The 13,600-nt window shown below is 67.7% G+C and carries 14 protein-coding genes; 1 reads left to right on the top strand and 13 read right to left on the bottom strand.

The features are described 5' to 3' along the window. Nucleotides 1-43 precede the first annotated feature (43 nt). The 8 genes from AC0L2C_RS26815 to AC0L2C_RS26780 form a co-directional block, all read right to left on the bottom strand. The gene (locus AC0L2C_RS26815; RefSeq protein ID WP_023798833.1) at nucleotides 44-580 is read right to left on the bottom strand and encodes an MgtC/SapB family protein; all 537 of its coding nucleotides are present in this window, start codon (nucleotides 578-580) and stop codon (nucleotides 44-46) included. Between the two features lie 105 nt (nucleotides 581-685). Beyond that, nucleotides 686-1,696: a nicotinate-nucleotide--dimethylbenzimidazole phosphoribosyltransferase gene (gene cobT / locus AC0L2C_RS26810; RefSeq protein ID WP_023798834.1), complete on the bottom strand. Its 1,011-nt coding sequence runs from the start codon at nucleotides 1,694-1,696 to the stop codon at nucleotides 686-688. Between the two features lie 24 nt (nucleotides 1,697-1,720). Then, nucleotides 1,721-2,482, bottom strand: a complete 762-nt coding sequence (gene cobS, locus AC0L2C_RS26805) for an adenosylcobinamide-GDP ribazoletransferase (RefSeq protein ID WP_023798835.1) — start codon at nucleotides 2,480-2,482, stop codon at nucleotides 1,721-1,723. Continuing rightward, entirely contained in the window at nucleotides 2,479-3,792 is a 1,314-nt protein-coding gene (locus AC0L2C_RS26800; protein ID WP_473524838.1) for a cobyrinate a,c-diamide synthase, read from the bottom strand. The genes cobS and AC0L2C_RS26800 overlap by 4 nt, the downstream gene beginning before the upstream one ends. Then, nucleotides 3,789-4,607, bottom strand: coding sequence for a uroporphyrinogen-III C-methyltransferase (gene cobA / locus AC0L2C_RS26795; RefSeq protein WP_023798837.1), 819 nt, complete (start codon nucleotides 4,605-4,607; stop codon nucleotides 3,789-3,791). Before cobA ends, AC0L2C_RS26800 begins: the two co-directional genes overlap by 4 nt. Further along, nucleotides 4,604-5,368, bottom strand: a complete 765-nt coding sequence (cobM, locus tag AC0L2C_RS26790) for a precorrin-4 C(11)-methyltransferase (RefSeq protein ID WP_023798838.1) — start codon at nucleotides 5,366-5,368, stop codon at nucleotides 4,604-4,606. The genes cobA and cobM overlap by 4 nt, the downstream gene beginning before the upstream one ends. Continuing rightward, nucleotides 5,365-5,751: a cobalamin biosynthesis protein gene (locus AC0L2C_RS26785; protein WP_023798839.1), complete on the bottom strand. Its 387-nt coding sequence runs from the start codon at nucleotides 5,749-5,751 to the stop codon at nucleotides 5,365-5,367. Before AC0L2C_RS26785 ends, cobM begins: the two co-directional genes overlap by 4 nt. After that, nucleotides 5,748-6,977, bottom strand: a complete 1,230-nt coding sequence (locus tag AC0L2C_RS26780) for a bifunctional cobalt-precorrin-7 (C(5))-methyltransferase/cobalt-precorrin-6B (C(15))-methyltransferase (protein WP_023798840.1) — start codon at nucleotides 6,975-6,977, stop codon at nucleotides 5,748-5,750. The genes AC0L2C_RS26785 and AC0L2C_RS26780 overlap by 4 nt, the downstream gene beginning before the upstream one ends. A 154-nt stretch (nucleotides 6,978-7,131) precedes the next feature. On the opposite strand from AC0L2C_RS26780, the gene AC0L2C_RS26775 reads away from it, so the two are divergent. Next, a complete protein-coding gene (locus tag AC0L2C_RS26775) occupies nucleotides 7,132-7,896 on the top strand; it encodes a cobalt-precorrin-6A reductase (RefSeq protein WP_473524837.1) in 765 nt (254 codons plus the stop codon). Here AC0L2C_RS26775 and AC0L2C_RS26770 read toward each other — a convergent pair. The 5 genes from AC0L2C_RS26770 to AC0L2C_RS26750 all read right to left on the bottom strand — a co-directional run. After that, nucleotides 7,860-8,624, bottom strand: a complete 765-nt coding sequence (locus tag AC0L2C_RS26770; protein ID WP_023798842.1) for a precorrin-3B C(17)-methyltransferase — start codon at nucleotides 8,622-8,624, stop codon at nucleotides 7,860-7,862. The genes AC0L2C_RS26775 and AC0L2C_RS26770 overlap by 37 nt on opposite strands. After that, complete coding sequence (locus AC0L2C_RS26765) at nucleotides 8,621-9,379, bottom strand: precorrin-2 C(20)-methyltransferase (RefSeq protein WP_023798843.1); 759 nt, start codon at nucleotides 9,377-9,379, stop codon at nucleotides 8,621-8,623. The genes AC0L2C_RS26770 and AC0L2C_RS26765 overlap by 4 nt, the downstream gene beginning before the upstream one ends. Beyond that, nucleotides 9,376-10,011, bottom strand: a complete 636-nt coding sequence (locus AC0L2C_RS26760) for a precorrin-8X methylmutase (RefSeq protein WP_023798844.1) — start codon at nucleotides 10,009-10,011, stop codon at nucleotides 9,376-9,378. Before AC0L2C_RS26760 ends, AC0L2C_RS26765 begins: the two co-directional genes overlap by 4 nt. Nucleotides 10,012-10,013: 2 nt before the next feature. Continuing rightward, a complete protein-coding gene (gene cobG / locus AC0L2C_RS26755; protein ID WP_128246472.1) occupies nucleotides 10,014-11,513 on the bottom strand; it encodes a precorrin-3B synthase in 1,500 nt (499 codons plus the stop codon). Next, on the bottom strand, nucleotides 11,510-13,600 hold a 2,091-nt coding region (locus AC0L2C_RS26750; protein ID WP_473524836.1), incomplete at its 5' end, for a cobaltochelatase subunit CobN. The genes cobG and AC0L2C_RS26750, both read right to left, overlap by 4 nt.

The raw sequence follows: 13,600 nt of genomic DNA, 5'->3' as shown, positions 1-13,600 counted from the left end.
CTGACGGTTGGTTTCCAATTCGCGTTCGGTTCCAGTTGCAGCCTCAGCCTCTGGGCCGCTTGGGCACGTCTTCTTCCGACTTGGGCTTTTCTGGTCCGGCGTTCTCGCCAATACCGGACTTGTGGGCAAAACTATAGAGAAGGCCTGCCGCGACCAGCACCAAAAGCGTGCCGAGTGCCGCCACTTGCCACAGACCGAGCCCGCAGGCCACGCCGATTGCCCCGGAGAGCCACATGCCAGCCCCGGTCGTCAGCCCGTGAACCTCGCCCTTCGAAAACAAAATCGTTCCGGCAGCAAGGAACGCGACGCCGGCGGTGACCGCTTCGACAACGCGAATCGGATCGACCCTTACGGAATCCTGCTGAAACATCGGCGCGTGAATAATTTCAATCGTCAGAATACCGAAGGTAGCCGCCGCCACGCAGACCAGGATATGGGTGCGAAGCCCGGCAGGCCGATTTCGCCATTCGCGTTCGAAGCCGATCGCCGCACCGAAGATCGACGCCAAGAGAAGCCTCGCCGCAATAACGGGGAACGGGACGTAGGTCGGATGGCCGAATTCCTGGAAAAGCTGTTGCATGCGTAACCCGGGCTGACCGGCCACAACGTGCTCGGGCCGGCCAGGTTCCCCGATGCTGCCGTGATCCATCGAGCAATCGGTCAAGACTTGATCAGTTTGACGAGATTACTTCTCCGAAACACCGGCCTCGGCAAAGCTTGCCATGCGGGCATGGCATTCGAGCGCGGAGCGGACGATGTTGACGGCGAGGCAGGCGCCGGAGCCTTCGCCGAGCCGCATGCCGAGGTCGAGCAGCGGCGGCAGGCCGAGCGCCTCGAGCAGCCGGCGATGGCCGGATTCGGCCGAGACATGGGCGGCAAGCGTGTGGGCGAGGCCGGCGGGGTGCAACCTTGCCAAGGGCGCGGCGGCGGCGGTGCTGACGAAGCCGTCGAGCAGCACCGGCACGCCTGAATGGCGCGCGGCCAGCGTCGCACCGAAAATGGCGGCGAGTTCACGCCCGCCAAGGGCTGCCGCGATCCCCAGCGGATCGGCAAGGGCCTCGGCGTGGCGCTTGAGGCCGGCTTCGATGGCAGTGATCTTGCGCACCAGGCCGGCATCGTCGACGCCGGTGCCGCGCCCGGTCCATTTTTCCGCGCCGCCGCCGAACAAGGCGGCCGAAATGGCTGCCGCCGGCGTGGTGTTGCCGATACCCATTTCGCCGAAACAGACGAGGTCGAGGTCTTTGGTCACCGCGCCGTAGCCGGCCGAGACGGCGGCGAGGAAGGCTTCGCCGTCCATTGCCGGCACTTGCGTGAAATCGCCGGTCGGATAATCGAGGTCGAGCGGAATGACGTCGAGCTCCGCACCGGCGATGCGGGCAAGCTGGTTGATGGCGGCGCCGCCGCCTGCGAAATTCGCCACCATCTGCACGGTGACTTCCGACGGGAAGGCAGACACGCCCTGTGCGGTGACACCGTGGTTGCCGGCAAAAACCAGGACTTTTACGCGATCGAGCTGCGGCATGTCGCGGCCCTGCCAGCGGGCAAGCCAAGCCGCTATGGTTTCCAACCGGCCGAGGCTGCCTTGCGGCTTGGTCAGCGTGTCCTGGCGGCGGGCGACAGCATTTGCCGCGGCGTCGCTGCCGGCAGGCAGATCGAGGCATGCCGCGCGCAATTCATCAAGCGATTTGAAAGGCATGGGGGAAAAATCTCCGAAACAGAATCAGGAAAGGAAAACGGAAGCGACGAGCAGGATTGCGATCTCGCCAGACTGCTGCAGCGCGCCGACCGTATCGCCGGTCTGGCCGCCGATCTGGCTGCGGCACAGCTCGCGGAAGGCGGCAAACAACAGGCCGAGCAGGATAAGCGCGGCGACCGCGCCACCGAACCCTAGCGCCAGCAGCGCGACGGTGCCGAGCGCGGCGCCGGCAATGGCGGTTTCGGCCGACATGGTGCCTGCATCGACCGAGAGGCCGTCGCTGCGCGCCGCCGGCAAAAGATGCATGAAAGCGCCGAACAAGCCGCGCGAGGCGGCATGCGCGGCAATCAGAGCCCAGAACATCTGGGCCGGGCCGGCGAATTCCGAAAGCACGCTCCAGCGGATCAGCAGCGACAGGGCGAGCGAGCAGGCGCCGTAGGCGCCGATACGGCTGTCGCGCATGATCTCCAGTTTTTTCTCGCGTGTCCTGCCGCCGCCAAAGCCGTCGGCGACATCCGAAAGCCCGTCTTCATGCATGCAGCCGGTGGCGAGCAAGGTCGCGGCAAGGGCAAGGGCTGCTGCCGGGCCGGCGGCAAGACCGAGCCAGGTCCCGACCGCGTAGACCAGGGCGCCGATCAGAGCGACGGCGAGGCCGGCAACCGGCGCTGCCCAGATCGCGGCAGCAAGGCTGCGGTCCCGAAAATCGACGACCGGCAGCGGCAGCCGGGTGAAGAAGACGACGCAGAGCGCGATGTCATCGAGGATTTGCCGAGTGGAGAGTGTCATTCGCCTCTCGCAATGGCATGGAAGAATGTGCCGCTGACATGGCCGCGGCGGTAGCCGGAGGTGCCGAGCGGATTGCCTTGGCCATCAGCGAGGTCGGCCAAGGGTTCGTCACTGCCGGTGGCAATCATCTGCGCATAGTGGAATTCGTGGCCGCGGATCAGCGCGCCTCGGTCTCCCAGCGGACAATCGGCGCGCAGCCGCGCCTCGCGGTAGCCGAGGTTCATCTTTCGCTTGGCAAAGCTGGTCGAGTGACCGAGCAGGCCGAGCATGGCGTGCGTCTCGCCCGATGCGTCCTCCAGCGCTTTGCCGAGCACCATGAAGCCGCCGCACTCGCCATGCACCGGCCGTGTTGCCGCAAACGCCTCGATGCCGGCCCTGAAATTCGCAGCCGCCGCAAGCCGGCCGGCGTGAAGCTCGGGATAGCCGCCGGGCAGCCAGCAGACATCGCAATTTTCGCCGGGCGCTTCGTCGGCAAGCGGCGAGAAGCGGATGATTTCAGCCCCTGCCTTGCGCCAATGCGCGGCGACATGCGGATAGAGGAAGGTGAAGGCGGCATCCTCTGCCAGTGCGATGCGCTGGCCGGGCGGTGGCAGCGCGTCGCCGTAACTGCCGGTAGCGGGTGCGAAGGGCGCCGCCAGCGCCTTGATGGCGTCGAGATCGAGCGAGCGTTCGACCATGTCGGCCAGCCGGTCGAGAAGCGCCATCAGATTCTCGTATTCGCCGGCCTGGACGAGGCCGAGATGCCGCTCCGGCAGGTTGAGCGAGGGATCGCGCAGGATCGCGCCGACCACCCGCAGGCCGATCGCCTCGATCGCGTCGCTGCAGAGACGGCGGTGGCGCTCGCTGCCCAGCCGGTTGAGCACGACGCCGGCCATGCGCACATCGGGGTCATAGCTGGCAAACCCCTTGGCGACGGCTGCCGCCGTGGTCGACTGTCCGGAAACGTCGAGCACCAGCAGCACCGGCAGGCCGTAGAGCCGTGCGAGATCGGCCGCCGAGCCGGTGCGGCCCGGAGCAGCCGGAATCCCGTCGAACAGGCCCATGGCGCTTTCCAGGAAGATGAAATCGGCATCTTCAGTTGCGTCGCCGGCCAGCGCGTTGAGCAAAGCAGGCGGCATCGCCCAGCTGTCGAGATTGACGCCGGAAAGGCCTGTCGCGGCGGTGTGGAAACCTGGGTCGATATAATCGGGGCCAGATTTGGCGCCGCGCACCTTGAGGCCGCGCCGGGAAAGCGCGCGCAAGATACCGATGGTGACGCTGGTCTTGCCCGAGCCTGAGCGCGGCGCGCCGATGATGATCGCGCGGGTCATGGCTCGCCCGCCAATGCCGCGCGCATCGCGACGATGCCGCCGACGACGATCAGCGCCGGCGCGGTCAACCCGGCGGCGGCCGCCTCCTCGGCAATGGTGGCGAGGGTGGCGACGACGATGCGCTCCTGCGGCGTCGTCGCGGCGACGATCACTGCAGCAGGCGTCGAAGGCGGCAGGCCGCCGCCAAGCAGCGAGGCTGATATCAACGGCAGATTGGCCATGCCCATATAGACGACGACCGGCTGGCCGGTGCGGGCGATTGCTTTCCAGTCGAGGTCGTCGTCGGTGCCGGCGGCGTGGCCGGTGGCCAGGATCACCGCCTTGTTGATGCCGCGCATGGTGGCCGGGATGCCGGCTCCGGCAAGCGCGCTGAGGCCCGAGGTCAGGCCGGACAGCACGCGGAACGGGATGTTTTGGCGCGCCAGCGCCAGCGCCTCTTCGCCGCCGCGGCCGAAAATATAGGGGTCGCCGCCTTTCAGCCTGACGACGCGGCGGCCTTCTCGCGCCAGCCGCACCAGCAAAGCGGTGATGTCGTCCTGCTTCATCGACGGTTGGCCGCCACGCTTGCCGGCGTAAAAAAGCTCGGCGCCCGACGCCACTGCCACGATATCGGGAGAGACCAGTGCGTCGTAGACGAGGGCATCGCACTGCCCAAGTGCGGCCAGCACTTCCAGCGTCAGGCAGCCGGGATCGCCAGGGCCGGCGCCGGCCAGCCAGACATGGCCGGGCTCAAGCTGGCGCGGCTTGAAGTTGAGCCGGGCCAAAGCCTGTTCGATCGTGGTGTTTCCTCTGTTGTTTCCGGTGCCGTCGTTCACAATCCGTCCCGTCCGCGAAAACGCCGCTGGTAGTGGGCGTCGTAAAGTGAACTCTCGCCAAAGTTTTCCGCTGCCAGCGAGCGGCCGACAAAGATGATTGCCGTGCGCTCCATCGGATCGGCGGCCAGTTGCGCCTCGATCGTCGCCAGCGTGCCGGTCAGCACGCGCTCGTCCGGCCAGGAGGCACGGAAGACGACCGCTACCGGGCAATCGGCGCCATAGAACGGCGTCAGCTCGGCGACGATGCGGTCGATGACGTGGATGGCAAGATGAATGGCGAGCGTCGCGCCGGTGCGGCCGAAGCCGGCCAGGGTTTCGCCAGGCGGCATTTTGGACGCGCGGCCGGAGATGCGGGTCAGCACCAGGCTTTGCGCGACTTCGGGAATGGTCAGCTCGCGGCGAAGCGCTGCCGCGGCAGCCGCGAAGGAGGGCACGCCCGGCGTCAGCGTATAGGCGATGCCGTGCTTCTCCAGCCGGCGGATCTGCTCGGCGACAGCGCTCCACACCGACAGGTCGCCGGAATGCAGGCGGGAGACATCGTGGCCGGCCTGGTGGGCCGCCAGGTACTCCGCTTCGATCTCGTCGAGCGACATCGGCGCGGTGTCGATCAGCTTCGTGCCGGGCGCGCAGTGCTGCAACAGTTCCGGGGCGACGATCGAGCCGGCATAGAGGCAGACCGGGCAGCTTGCCAGCAGCCGGCTGCCGCGCAAGGTGATGAGGTCGGCCGCGCCGGGACCGGCGCCGATGAAGTGGACGGTCATGCGGCGTCTCCGCTGATGGCGATGGCGCAGGTGACCGGGCCAAGCACGGTGCGCGGCCCGAGCAGTTTTGCGCCTTTGCCCGCGGCAGCAAGCGCCGAGGCTTCGGAAACCGACGGCGTGCCGGCACGCGCCTGCGACAGGTCGGAACGGCTGATTGCGCGCGGCGACGCGGCCTCGAGCGCAGCGTCCTCGACAACGATCACTGGAAGAGCGAGTTCGCGGCCCGCAGAGAAGATTGCCTGCTCGTCCTGCTTCTGAGAAGCGGTGGCGAGCGCCGAAAGCGCCGTCATCGCCAGCCCATGTGCTTCCAGAACGGTTTCTATGGCGGCAAGCACATCCCTTGCGCTGACGCCCTTGCGACTGCCGATGCCCGCGACCATCATGGCTTGACCCAGCTCCATTGGCTGACCGGCATGGCCGGCCGCCAGGCCTGCATCGAGCCAACCGGCGAAGCGCGGGATAGTGCGATGCGGGTGAGATCGCCGCCGAGCGACGCGTGACGGGCGAGCAGCAGCGCCTCCATCTCCAGCGTCACCGCATTGGCGACCAGCCGGCCGCCAGCACGCAGGGCCTCGAGGGCCGTTTCCAGCACGCCGGTATCGCTGCCGCCACCGCCGATGAAGATCGCGTCCGGCGTCTCCAATCCGGCGAGCGCCTGCGGCGCCGAACCCTCTATCACGGCAAGTCCGGGCACGCCGCAGGCGGAACCGTTGCGGCGGATGCGGGCGGCGCGGGTTGGATCGGCCTCGATGGCAGTAGCGCGCATCGTCGGATGGGCGAGCATCCATTCGATGCCGATCGAGCCGGAGCCGGCGCCGATGTCCCACAGCAACTCGCCGCGCCTGGGGGCGAGGGCCGACAGGGTGATGGCGCGCACCTCGCGCTTGGTGATCTGGCCGTCATGCTCGAACAAGTGATCGGCAAGGCCCGATGTCAGCGGCAGGATGCGTGCTCCCGATGTTGAGTCAACTTCGACCGCCAGAACGTTGAGCGGATTGATCTTTTCCAGATCGAAGGCGTCTGCGCGCACCGAGCGCAGCCTTTCGTTTGGGCCGCCCAGCGCCTCAAGTGCCGTCATCTGCGAGACGCCGAAGCCGAGTTCGGCCAGCAGGCGCGCAATCGTTGCTGGTGCATCGCCGTCCGAGGTCAGCGCAAGGATGCGGGTGCCCGGATGCAGCAACGGCCGGATCAGGTCGAGCGAGCGGCCGTGCAGCGAAATGGTCTCGATATCCTGCAGCGCCCAGCCGAGGCGGGCGGCGGCCAGCGACATGGCCGAAGGCGCAGGAATCACCTGCATCTCCTGGGAAGGAATTTTGCGAGCAAGAGTGACGCCGACGCCATGGAAGAACGGATCGCCCGACGCCAGCACGCAGACTCGCCTGCCGGAAAGCGCCAGCACGTCGCGCATCTCGGCATCGAAAGGGGTCGGCCAGGCACGGGCTTCGCCTTTGGCGAGCGACACGACGAGCGCAAGGTGGCGCGTGCCGCCGAAGACGAATTCGGCCTCGGCGATCAGCCGCTTGGCCTCGTCACCGAGACCCGCTACACCGTCCTCGCCGATGCCGACGATTGTGAGCCATTTTGGTGTTGGCTGTTTATTGTTTGACATGCCGCGCCGCCCCTCATCCGCCTGCCGGCACCTTCTCCCCGTATGGTGACGGGGAGAAGGGAACTGGCCGCAACGCTGGCGTCCCCCTCTCCCCGTCCTTCACGGGGAGAGGGTAAGGGTGAGGGGCAGCTCGGCGTGGCCTGACGTGGTGCCAATGAAGCGCATTCTGATCCTCGGCGGAACCACCGAAGCCCGGCAACTGGCGGGAAAGCTGGCCGCGCGTGCCGATCTTGCGATCACATTGTCGCTGGCCGGCCGCACTGAAAATCCTGTCGCGCAAGGCGTGCCGACGAGGGTAGGCGGTTTCGGCGGCGCCGACGGGCTGGCTGCCTACCTCCGCGAGACCCGCATCGAGCTGCTGGTCGACGCCACGCATACCTATGCGGCGCAGATCTCGGCCAATGCCGCGGCAGCGGCGCGAGAGGCCGGCGTGCCGATCGTTGCGCTCAGGCGCCCGGGCTGGGAGCCTGCCGAAGGCGACCGCTGGACGCTGGTCGACAGCGTTGGCAGCGCGGTGACGGCCCTGGCCGCTGCGCCACGCCGCGTTTTCCTGGCGCTTGGCCGGCAGGAGGTCGCCGCCTTCGCGGCGGCGCCCCAGCATCATTATCTCATCCGCAGCGTCGATCCGGTCGAGCCAAGGCTCGCTGTGCCCGACGCGACCTATCTCCTGGCGCGCGGGCCGTTCCGGGAAGCCGACGAACGCGCACTGCTTCTGGAACACCGCATCGATATCGTCGTGTCCAAGAACAGCGGCGGCGAGGCGACCTACGGCAAGATCGCCGCAGCGCGGGCGCTCGGCGTCGAGGTGGTCATGATCCGCAGGCCGACGCTGCCGGACGTTGCGTCGGCTGAAACCGTCGAAGCCCTTGCCGCGATGGTCGATCATTTTCTTGGGCCCGCCGCCGAACGCGGCGTGTAGACCAGCGCCGGTCTTTCGCCGCGCTTGATGATCCTGGTTTCCGGCGAGCCGATGATGATGCAGGTCGCCATGTCGGCCTTTTCCGCGTCGGCGTCCGCCAGCAGAAAAATCTCGATGCGCTCGTCGGGACGGCCGGCGGCACGGCCGAAGACGACCGGTGTGGTGCCCGGCAGGATCGCAGTCAGGCATTCGAAGGCGCGGCCAAGCTGCCAGGGGCGCGCCTTGCTGATCGGATTGTAGAGCGCGATGACGAAGCCGGCGCCGGCCGCAGCCAGCAGCCGCAATTCGATGAGATCCCATGGTTTTAGATTGTCTGACAACGAGATGGCGCAGAAATCATGGCCGAGCGGCGCGCCGATGCGGGCCGCGACCGCGAGCATTGCGGTGATGCCGGGCAGCATCGAAACGTCAACGGCACGCCATTCGGCCGGGCCGGCCTCGATCGCCTCGCAGACGGCTGCCGCCATGGCAAAGACGCCGGGGTCGCCGCCCGAGACAACGGCGACATTGTGGCCCTGCGCAGCCATTGCCAGCGCGTCCTTGGCGCGGGACAGCTCCTCGCGATTGTCGGAGGCGACGCGGGTCTGGTCCGGGCGCAGGTCGAGCCGGTCGAGATACGGTTTGTAGCCGAAGAAGAATCTTGCCTCGGCGACGGCGCGGCTCGCTTCCGGCGTCACCTGGTCGGCATTGCCGGGCCCAAGGCCGATAACGGTCAGGCGGCCGCTCATGTTTCGGCTCCCAATGCGGCGGCCCGGCCTGACCAGCCGGCGACCAGCACGATGGCGAAGTAGGGCGCGTTGTGGTCCTGCTTGTCGGCCAGCCGCATCGAAACGCCGCCCGGCATGGTGCCGCGCTCGACATAGACGGCACGCGCCAGCTTGTCGGTCGCCTCCAGCGCGCGCCTGATCTTGGGCAGGTTGCGGCCAACCTTCATGATGACGGCAGCATCGGTGTCGGCGAGGCGGCGGGTCAGCTCGAATTCGCTCATCGTGCCCGGCAGCACGGTCAATACATCGTCGCCCTGGACGATCGGCGTTCCGGTGGCCGACCAGCAGCCGGACATGGCAGTGACGCCGGGAATGACCTCTGTTGGAAAGCGGTGCGCCAGCCTGACATGCAGGTGCATGTAGGAGCCGTAGAACAGCGGGTCGCCTTCCGAGAGCACCGCGACCATCCTGCCGGCGCTGAGATGCTCGGCGACCTTTTCGGCCGACTCCTCGTAGAAATCCGCTATCTGCGACCGATAATCGCTGTGATCCTTGTCGATTTCGGTGGTGACGGGATAGAGCAGCGGCAACTCGATCAAATCAGGACGAAAATGCGCGCCGACGATGGCGCGCGCGTTGCTGTTGTTGCCGCGCTTGGCGAAATGCGCCACCACGTCGGCCTCGGCCAGCGCGCGCACGGCCTTGAGCGTCAGCAGCTCGGGGTCGCCGGGACCGGTGCCGACGCCGACAAGCCTGCCTTTTACAATCGCGTTCACAGGCCCGGCCTCGCCAATGCGTTGAGCGCGGCGGCGGTCATGGCGCTGCCGCCCAGCCTGCCGCGCACGATGGCGTAAGGAACGCCGTAGGAATTCTCGGCTAGCGCGTCCTTCGATTCGGCAGCACCGACGAAACCGACTGGCATGCCGATGATGACAGCCGGTTTCGGCGCACCGTCGCGCAGTCTCTCCAGCAGGTAGAAAAGTGCGGTCGGCGCGTTGCCGATGGCGACGACCGAACCGGCTATGCGCTCGCCCCACAGGTCAATGGCTGCGGCCGAACGGGTGTTGCCGATCCTTTTCGCTATGTCGGACGTCCGCGGGTCGCGCAGCGTGCAGATCACCTCGTTGCCGGTCGGCAACCGGGCGCGGGTGATGCCGTGCGAGACCATCTCGGCGTCGCAGAAGATCGGCGCGCCGGCCGCCAGTGCCGCGCGGGCGGCGGCAACAAAAGCTTGCGAAAAAACAAAGTTCTGCGCGGCCTCGACCTGGCCGCAGGCATGGATCATGCGGATGGCAACATCGGCTTCGGCATCGGAAAACCGCGACAGGTCGGCCTCGGCGCGAATGATGGCGAAGGAGCGCTCATAGATCGCCGTGCCGTCATGGATGTAGTCGTAGGGGGCGGGCATGTTCAATCCTGTCGGTAGAGTTCGGTGACACCGGCCGCGCCAAGCCTTGTCAGGCAGGCGGCGGTGGTCTCACCTCGAAATCGTTCTTCGCGGATCGCTGCGGCAATGCGGCCAACGCCGCGCGCGGCGTCATAGCCTGGCCTGTATCCGGCGGGAAGGGCCTTCGCCGTCCCGTCCACGACAAGTCCGGCCCCGTTTTCGCCGCCGACCAGTGTCAGCGCCGCCCGGCCGGGATGGGCACAGCCCTTGGCGCAGCCGGAAATATGGAGGGTGACGGAGGCATCGAGAAGGTCGCGGTTTTCTGCGGCGATGGTCTCGGCGATGTCGCGCGTCGCGATCCGGCCGGAGGCGCAGGCCGGCGCACCGGGGCAAGCGGCGATTTTTGTGCGCGGGTCGGCAGCGTCAATAACGAAGCCGAGGGTGGCGGCGGCCTGCTGGAGCGCGTGGCAGGCGGTCGGGGAGAGGCCGATGAAAAGCAGCGCGCGTCGTGGCGCCAGGCGGATTTCGGCCGCGCCAAGGGTGAGGGCGTGTTGCGTGAGGCCGATGAGTTTTTGCGCCGGCATGCTGCCGAAGGGCAGGCCGATGCCGAGGGCGATGCCATCTGTCAGATCGAAAATTCCAATGGGGAAGCGAGCCGGCACAGGAAGGCGCTCCACGGTGCCCCCCTCTGTCCTGCCCTCTTTGCCACCACTTGTCATCTCCCCCACTTGGGGGGAGATCGGCAGCTTCGCCGCCGGCTCCCCCTTAGCACCCGTAGCGATTGGCGGAAGCGGAGACCAGGGCGCAATCTCCCCCCTCGTGGGTGAGATGTCCGGCAGGACAGAGGGGGGCGCGAAGGAATGCCAGCTTGCGAGAGATGTCAGCTGCCTAGCCGTCAAATCCCGCGCGTGGGCTTCGCGGCCTTTTTCGGCGACCATCCTTAGGATCGCTATGGCGATATCACGGGCAGCATCTTCCTCGACGATAACGAGCGGCTTCGCACTCTGACCGTCTCCGGCAATGGACATCTTCCACTGAATTGCCGCGTCCATCCGCACCGCTGCCAGCCGCACATCGGCTGTCACCACATCCATAGCCAACTGTCCACCGCCGTCGACGATCACCGAAACCTTCGGGCCAAGGCGCTGTGCCAGCCCGGCTTCAGCAATCGCCGCCCGAATCCGCTCCGCCAGCGGGCGCGGGTCGGCGGTCTCCTGCGGATCCAGGCCCGCCAGCGGTCCGGTCTCGACCGGCACCCCGGTGCGCACGGCGATGCCGAGCGCGTCGACCTCCATTGCCAGCAGCCGGGCGCTGGCCGATGTCAGGCCGCGGATCTGCAGGCTGCCGCGCGCAGTCACTTCCATGATGCCGTTGCCATGCCGCAAGGCGGATTCACCGAGTCCGATCAAGGATTTCGGCGAGAGTCCTCCAGCGACCGGGTTGAGCCGCACCAACAGCCCGTCGCCGGTCTGCATCGGCGCGGACAAAGCGGGGCAGGCGCCGCGACGGGAGAAGGCGTTCATGCGGCCACCCCCAGCGCGCGGGCTTCGGCGATCAGTGCGGCGAGATCGTCATCGATGGAATTGCGCAGCGGATGCCAGAGACCGCGCCGCCGCGCCGACAAAAAACGCTCGGCGATGATTTTCGCGGCCGCCGAGTTTTCGCGCAGGATGAAGGCGCGCACCTCGGGATCGCCGAGATAGGCGTCGTGCACGGCCTCGATCAGCGTGCCCGGTATGGCATGGGTGGTCTCGGCGAAACCGACGAGACGGTCGACGGTCTCGGCGAATTCCGAAGCGCCGCGCGGCCCGTGCCGCATCTGGCCGGCAATGAAGCGCGGGTTGACGGCGCGGGCGCGAACCACCCGAGATACGGCTTCTCCAAGCGAGCGCGGCTTCGGCTTTTGCGGATCCGTGGTGTCGAGGACGATGACGTCGGCGTTCTTGCCAAGCGCTGCAAGCGCCGCCGAAAAACCACCGATGAAGGCGACATCGGCAGAGCCTTCCAAAATGTCGCGGCCGGGGTCGTCTCCGGTATGGACGAGAAGGTCGGCCTCGGCGATACGATCCTCGAAGGCGCCGGGCGCTGAAATCGCTTCGCCCCCGGCGCCGCCATAGGCATGCGAGGTGGCGTCGAGATAGGCGCGACCGATTTCTTCGCGCTTGGCCCAGTCGCCGCTCGACAGCAACGCCTCGACACCGGCGCCGTAGGTACCGGGCGAGGTGCCGAAAATGCGCGGGCTGACCTTGCCATCGGCGCGGGTTTTTGCGGCGAGCGGGTTTTCCGTCGCGTCCTCGTCGCGGGCGGCGACGGCGTCGGCGGCCGCATCGATCAGGGCGATCTGGGTCGGGAACATGTCGCGGAACAGGCCTGAAATGCGCCAGGTGACATCGACGCGCGGGCGGCCAAGGGTGGCCGGCGGCAGCACCTCGATGCCGGTGACGCGGCCGGTGGCGCCGTCCCATTGCGGCCGGCAACCCATCAGCGCCAGGCCTTGCGCGATCTCTTCGCCGCCGGTGCGCAGCGAGGCCGAGCCCCAGAGGTCGATGACCAGCGAGCGCGGCCAGTCGCCATGCGATTGCATGTAGGTGCGCAAGACCTCGTCGGACGCCGCCCTGCCGAGATCGAAGGATGTCGGCGTCGGCATGGTGCGTGGATCCGATGTGAACAGGTTGCGGCCAGTCGGTAGGACATCGCGCCGGCCACGCGCCGGCGCGCCGGCAGGACCGGCAGCGACATGGCGGCCGTCGAGGGCCGCGATCAATGCTGATTTCTCGGCCGCCGCACTTTGCTGGCGCAGCTGATCGGCCTCGCCCTCGGCTGAGCGGCCGTAGATGTGTAGCCCGTCCTTGATGGCGAAGTCCTTGAGGTCGCAGAGCCAGGCGTCGATGCGGCGCAGCGCTTCGTCGGGCGCGTCGGTTCCGGCGACGCCGGCCTCGGAGGCGAGCCCGGTCTTTTCAGCGGTTTCGACAATCAGCCTCGCCAGGCGGTCGCGGCGGCGGCGGTCGAGCCCGTCGGCCTGGGCATATTCGTCGACCAGCCGCTCAAGCTGGTGCTGGTTCTCGTCCAGACCGGCGCCGGTCAGAGGCGGCGGCAGATGGCCGAGGGTGACGGCGGCAATGCGCCGCTTGGCCTGCGCTGCCTCTCCCGGGTTGGAGACGATGAAGGGATAGATGACGGGCAGGGGCCCGGTGACGATCTCGGGAAAACAGGTTTCGCTGAGCGCCACTGTCTTGCCGGGCAGCCATTCCAGCGTGCCATGGGCGCCGACATGGACGAGGGCATGGACATCGAGCGCCTTGCGCAGCCACAGGCCAAAGGCGATCAGCGCATGGCGCGGCGGCAAGGTCAGGTCGTGATAGTCGGCGCGACGGTCGACTGAACGCCCGCGGTCAGGGGCGAGCGCAACGGTGATGTTGCCGAAGGTGGCGGCGCGGAAGGGGAAATTTGCAGAAGCGGGCGCTTGAACACCCCCCTCTGTGGGGGGGGGGGGGGGGGGGGGGGGGGGGGGGGGGGGGGGGGGGGGCCCCCGCGGGGGGGGGGGGGGGGGGGGGGGGGGGGGGGGGGGGGGGGGGGGGGCGGGGGGGGGGGGGGGGGGGGGGGGGGGGGG

The organism is Mesorhizobium sp. WSM4845 (genome assembly GCF_055811455.1).
The sequence above is the reverse complement of the archived record's forward strand: the minus strand, read 5'-3'. Positions and strand labels throughout refer to the sequence as shown.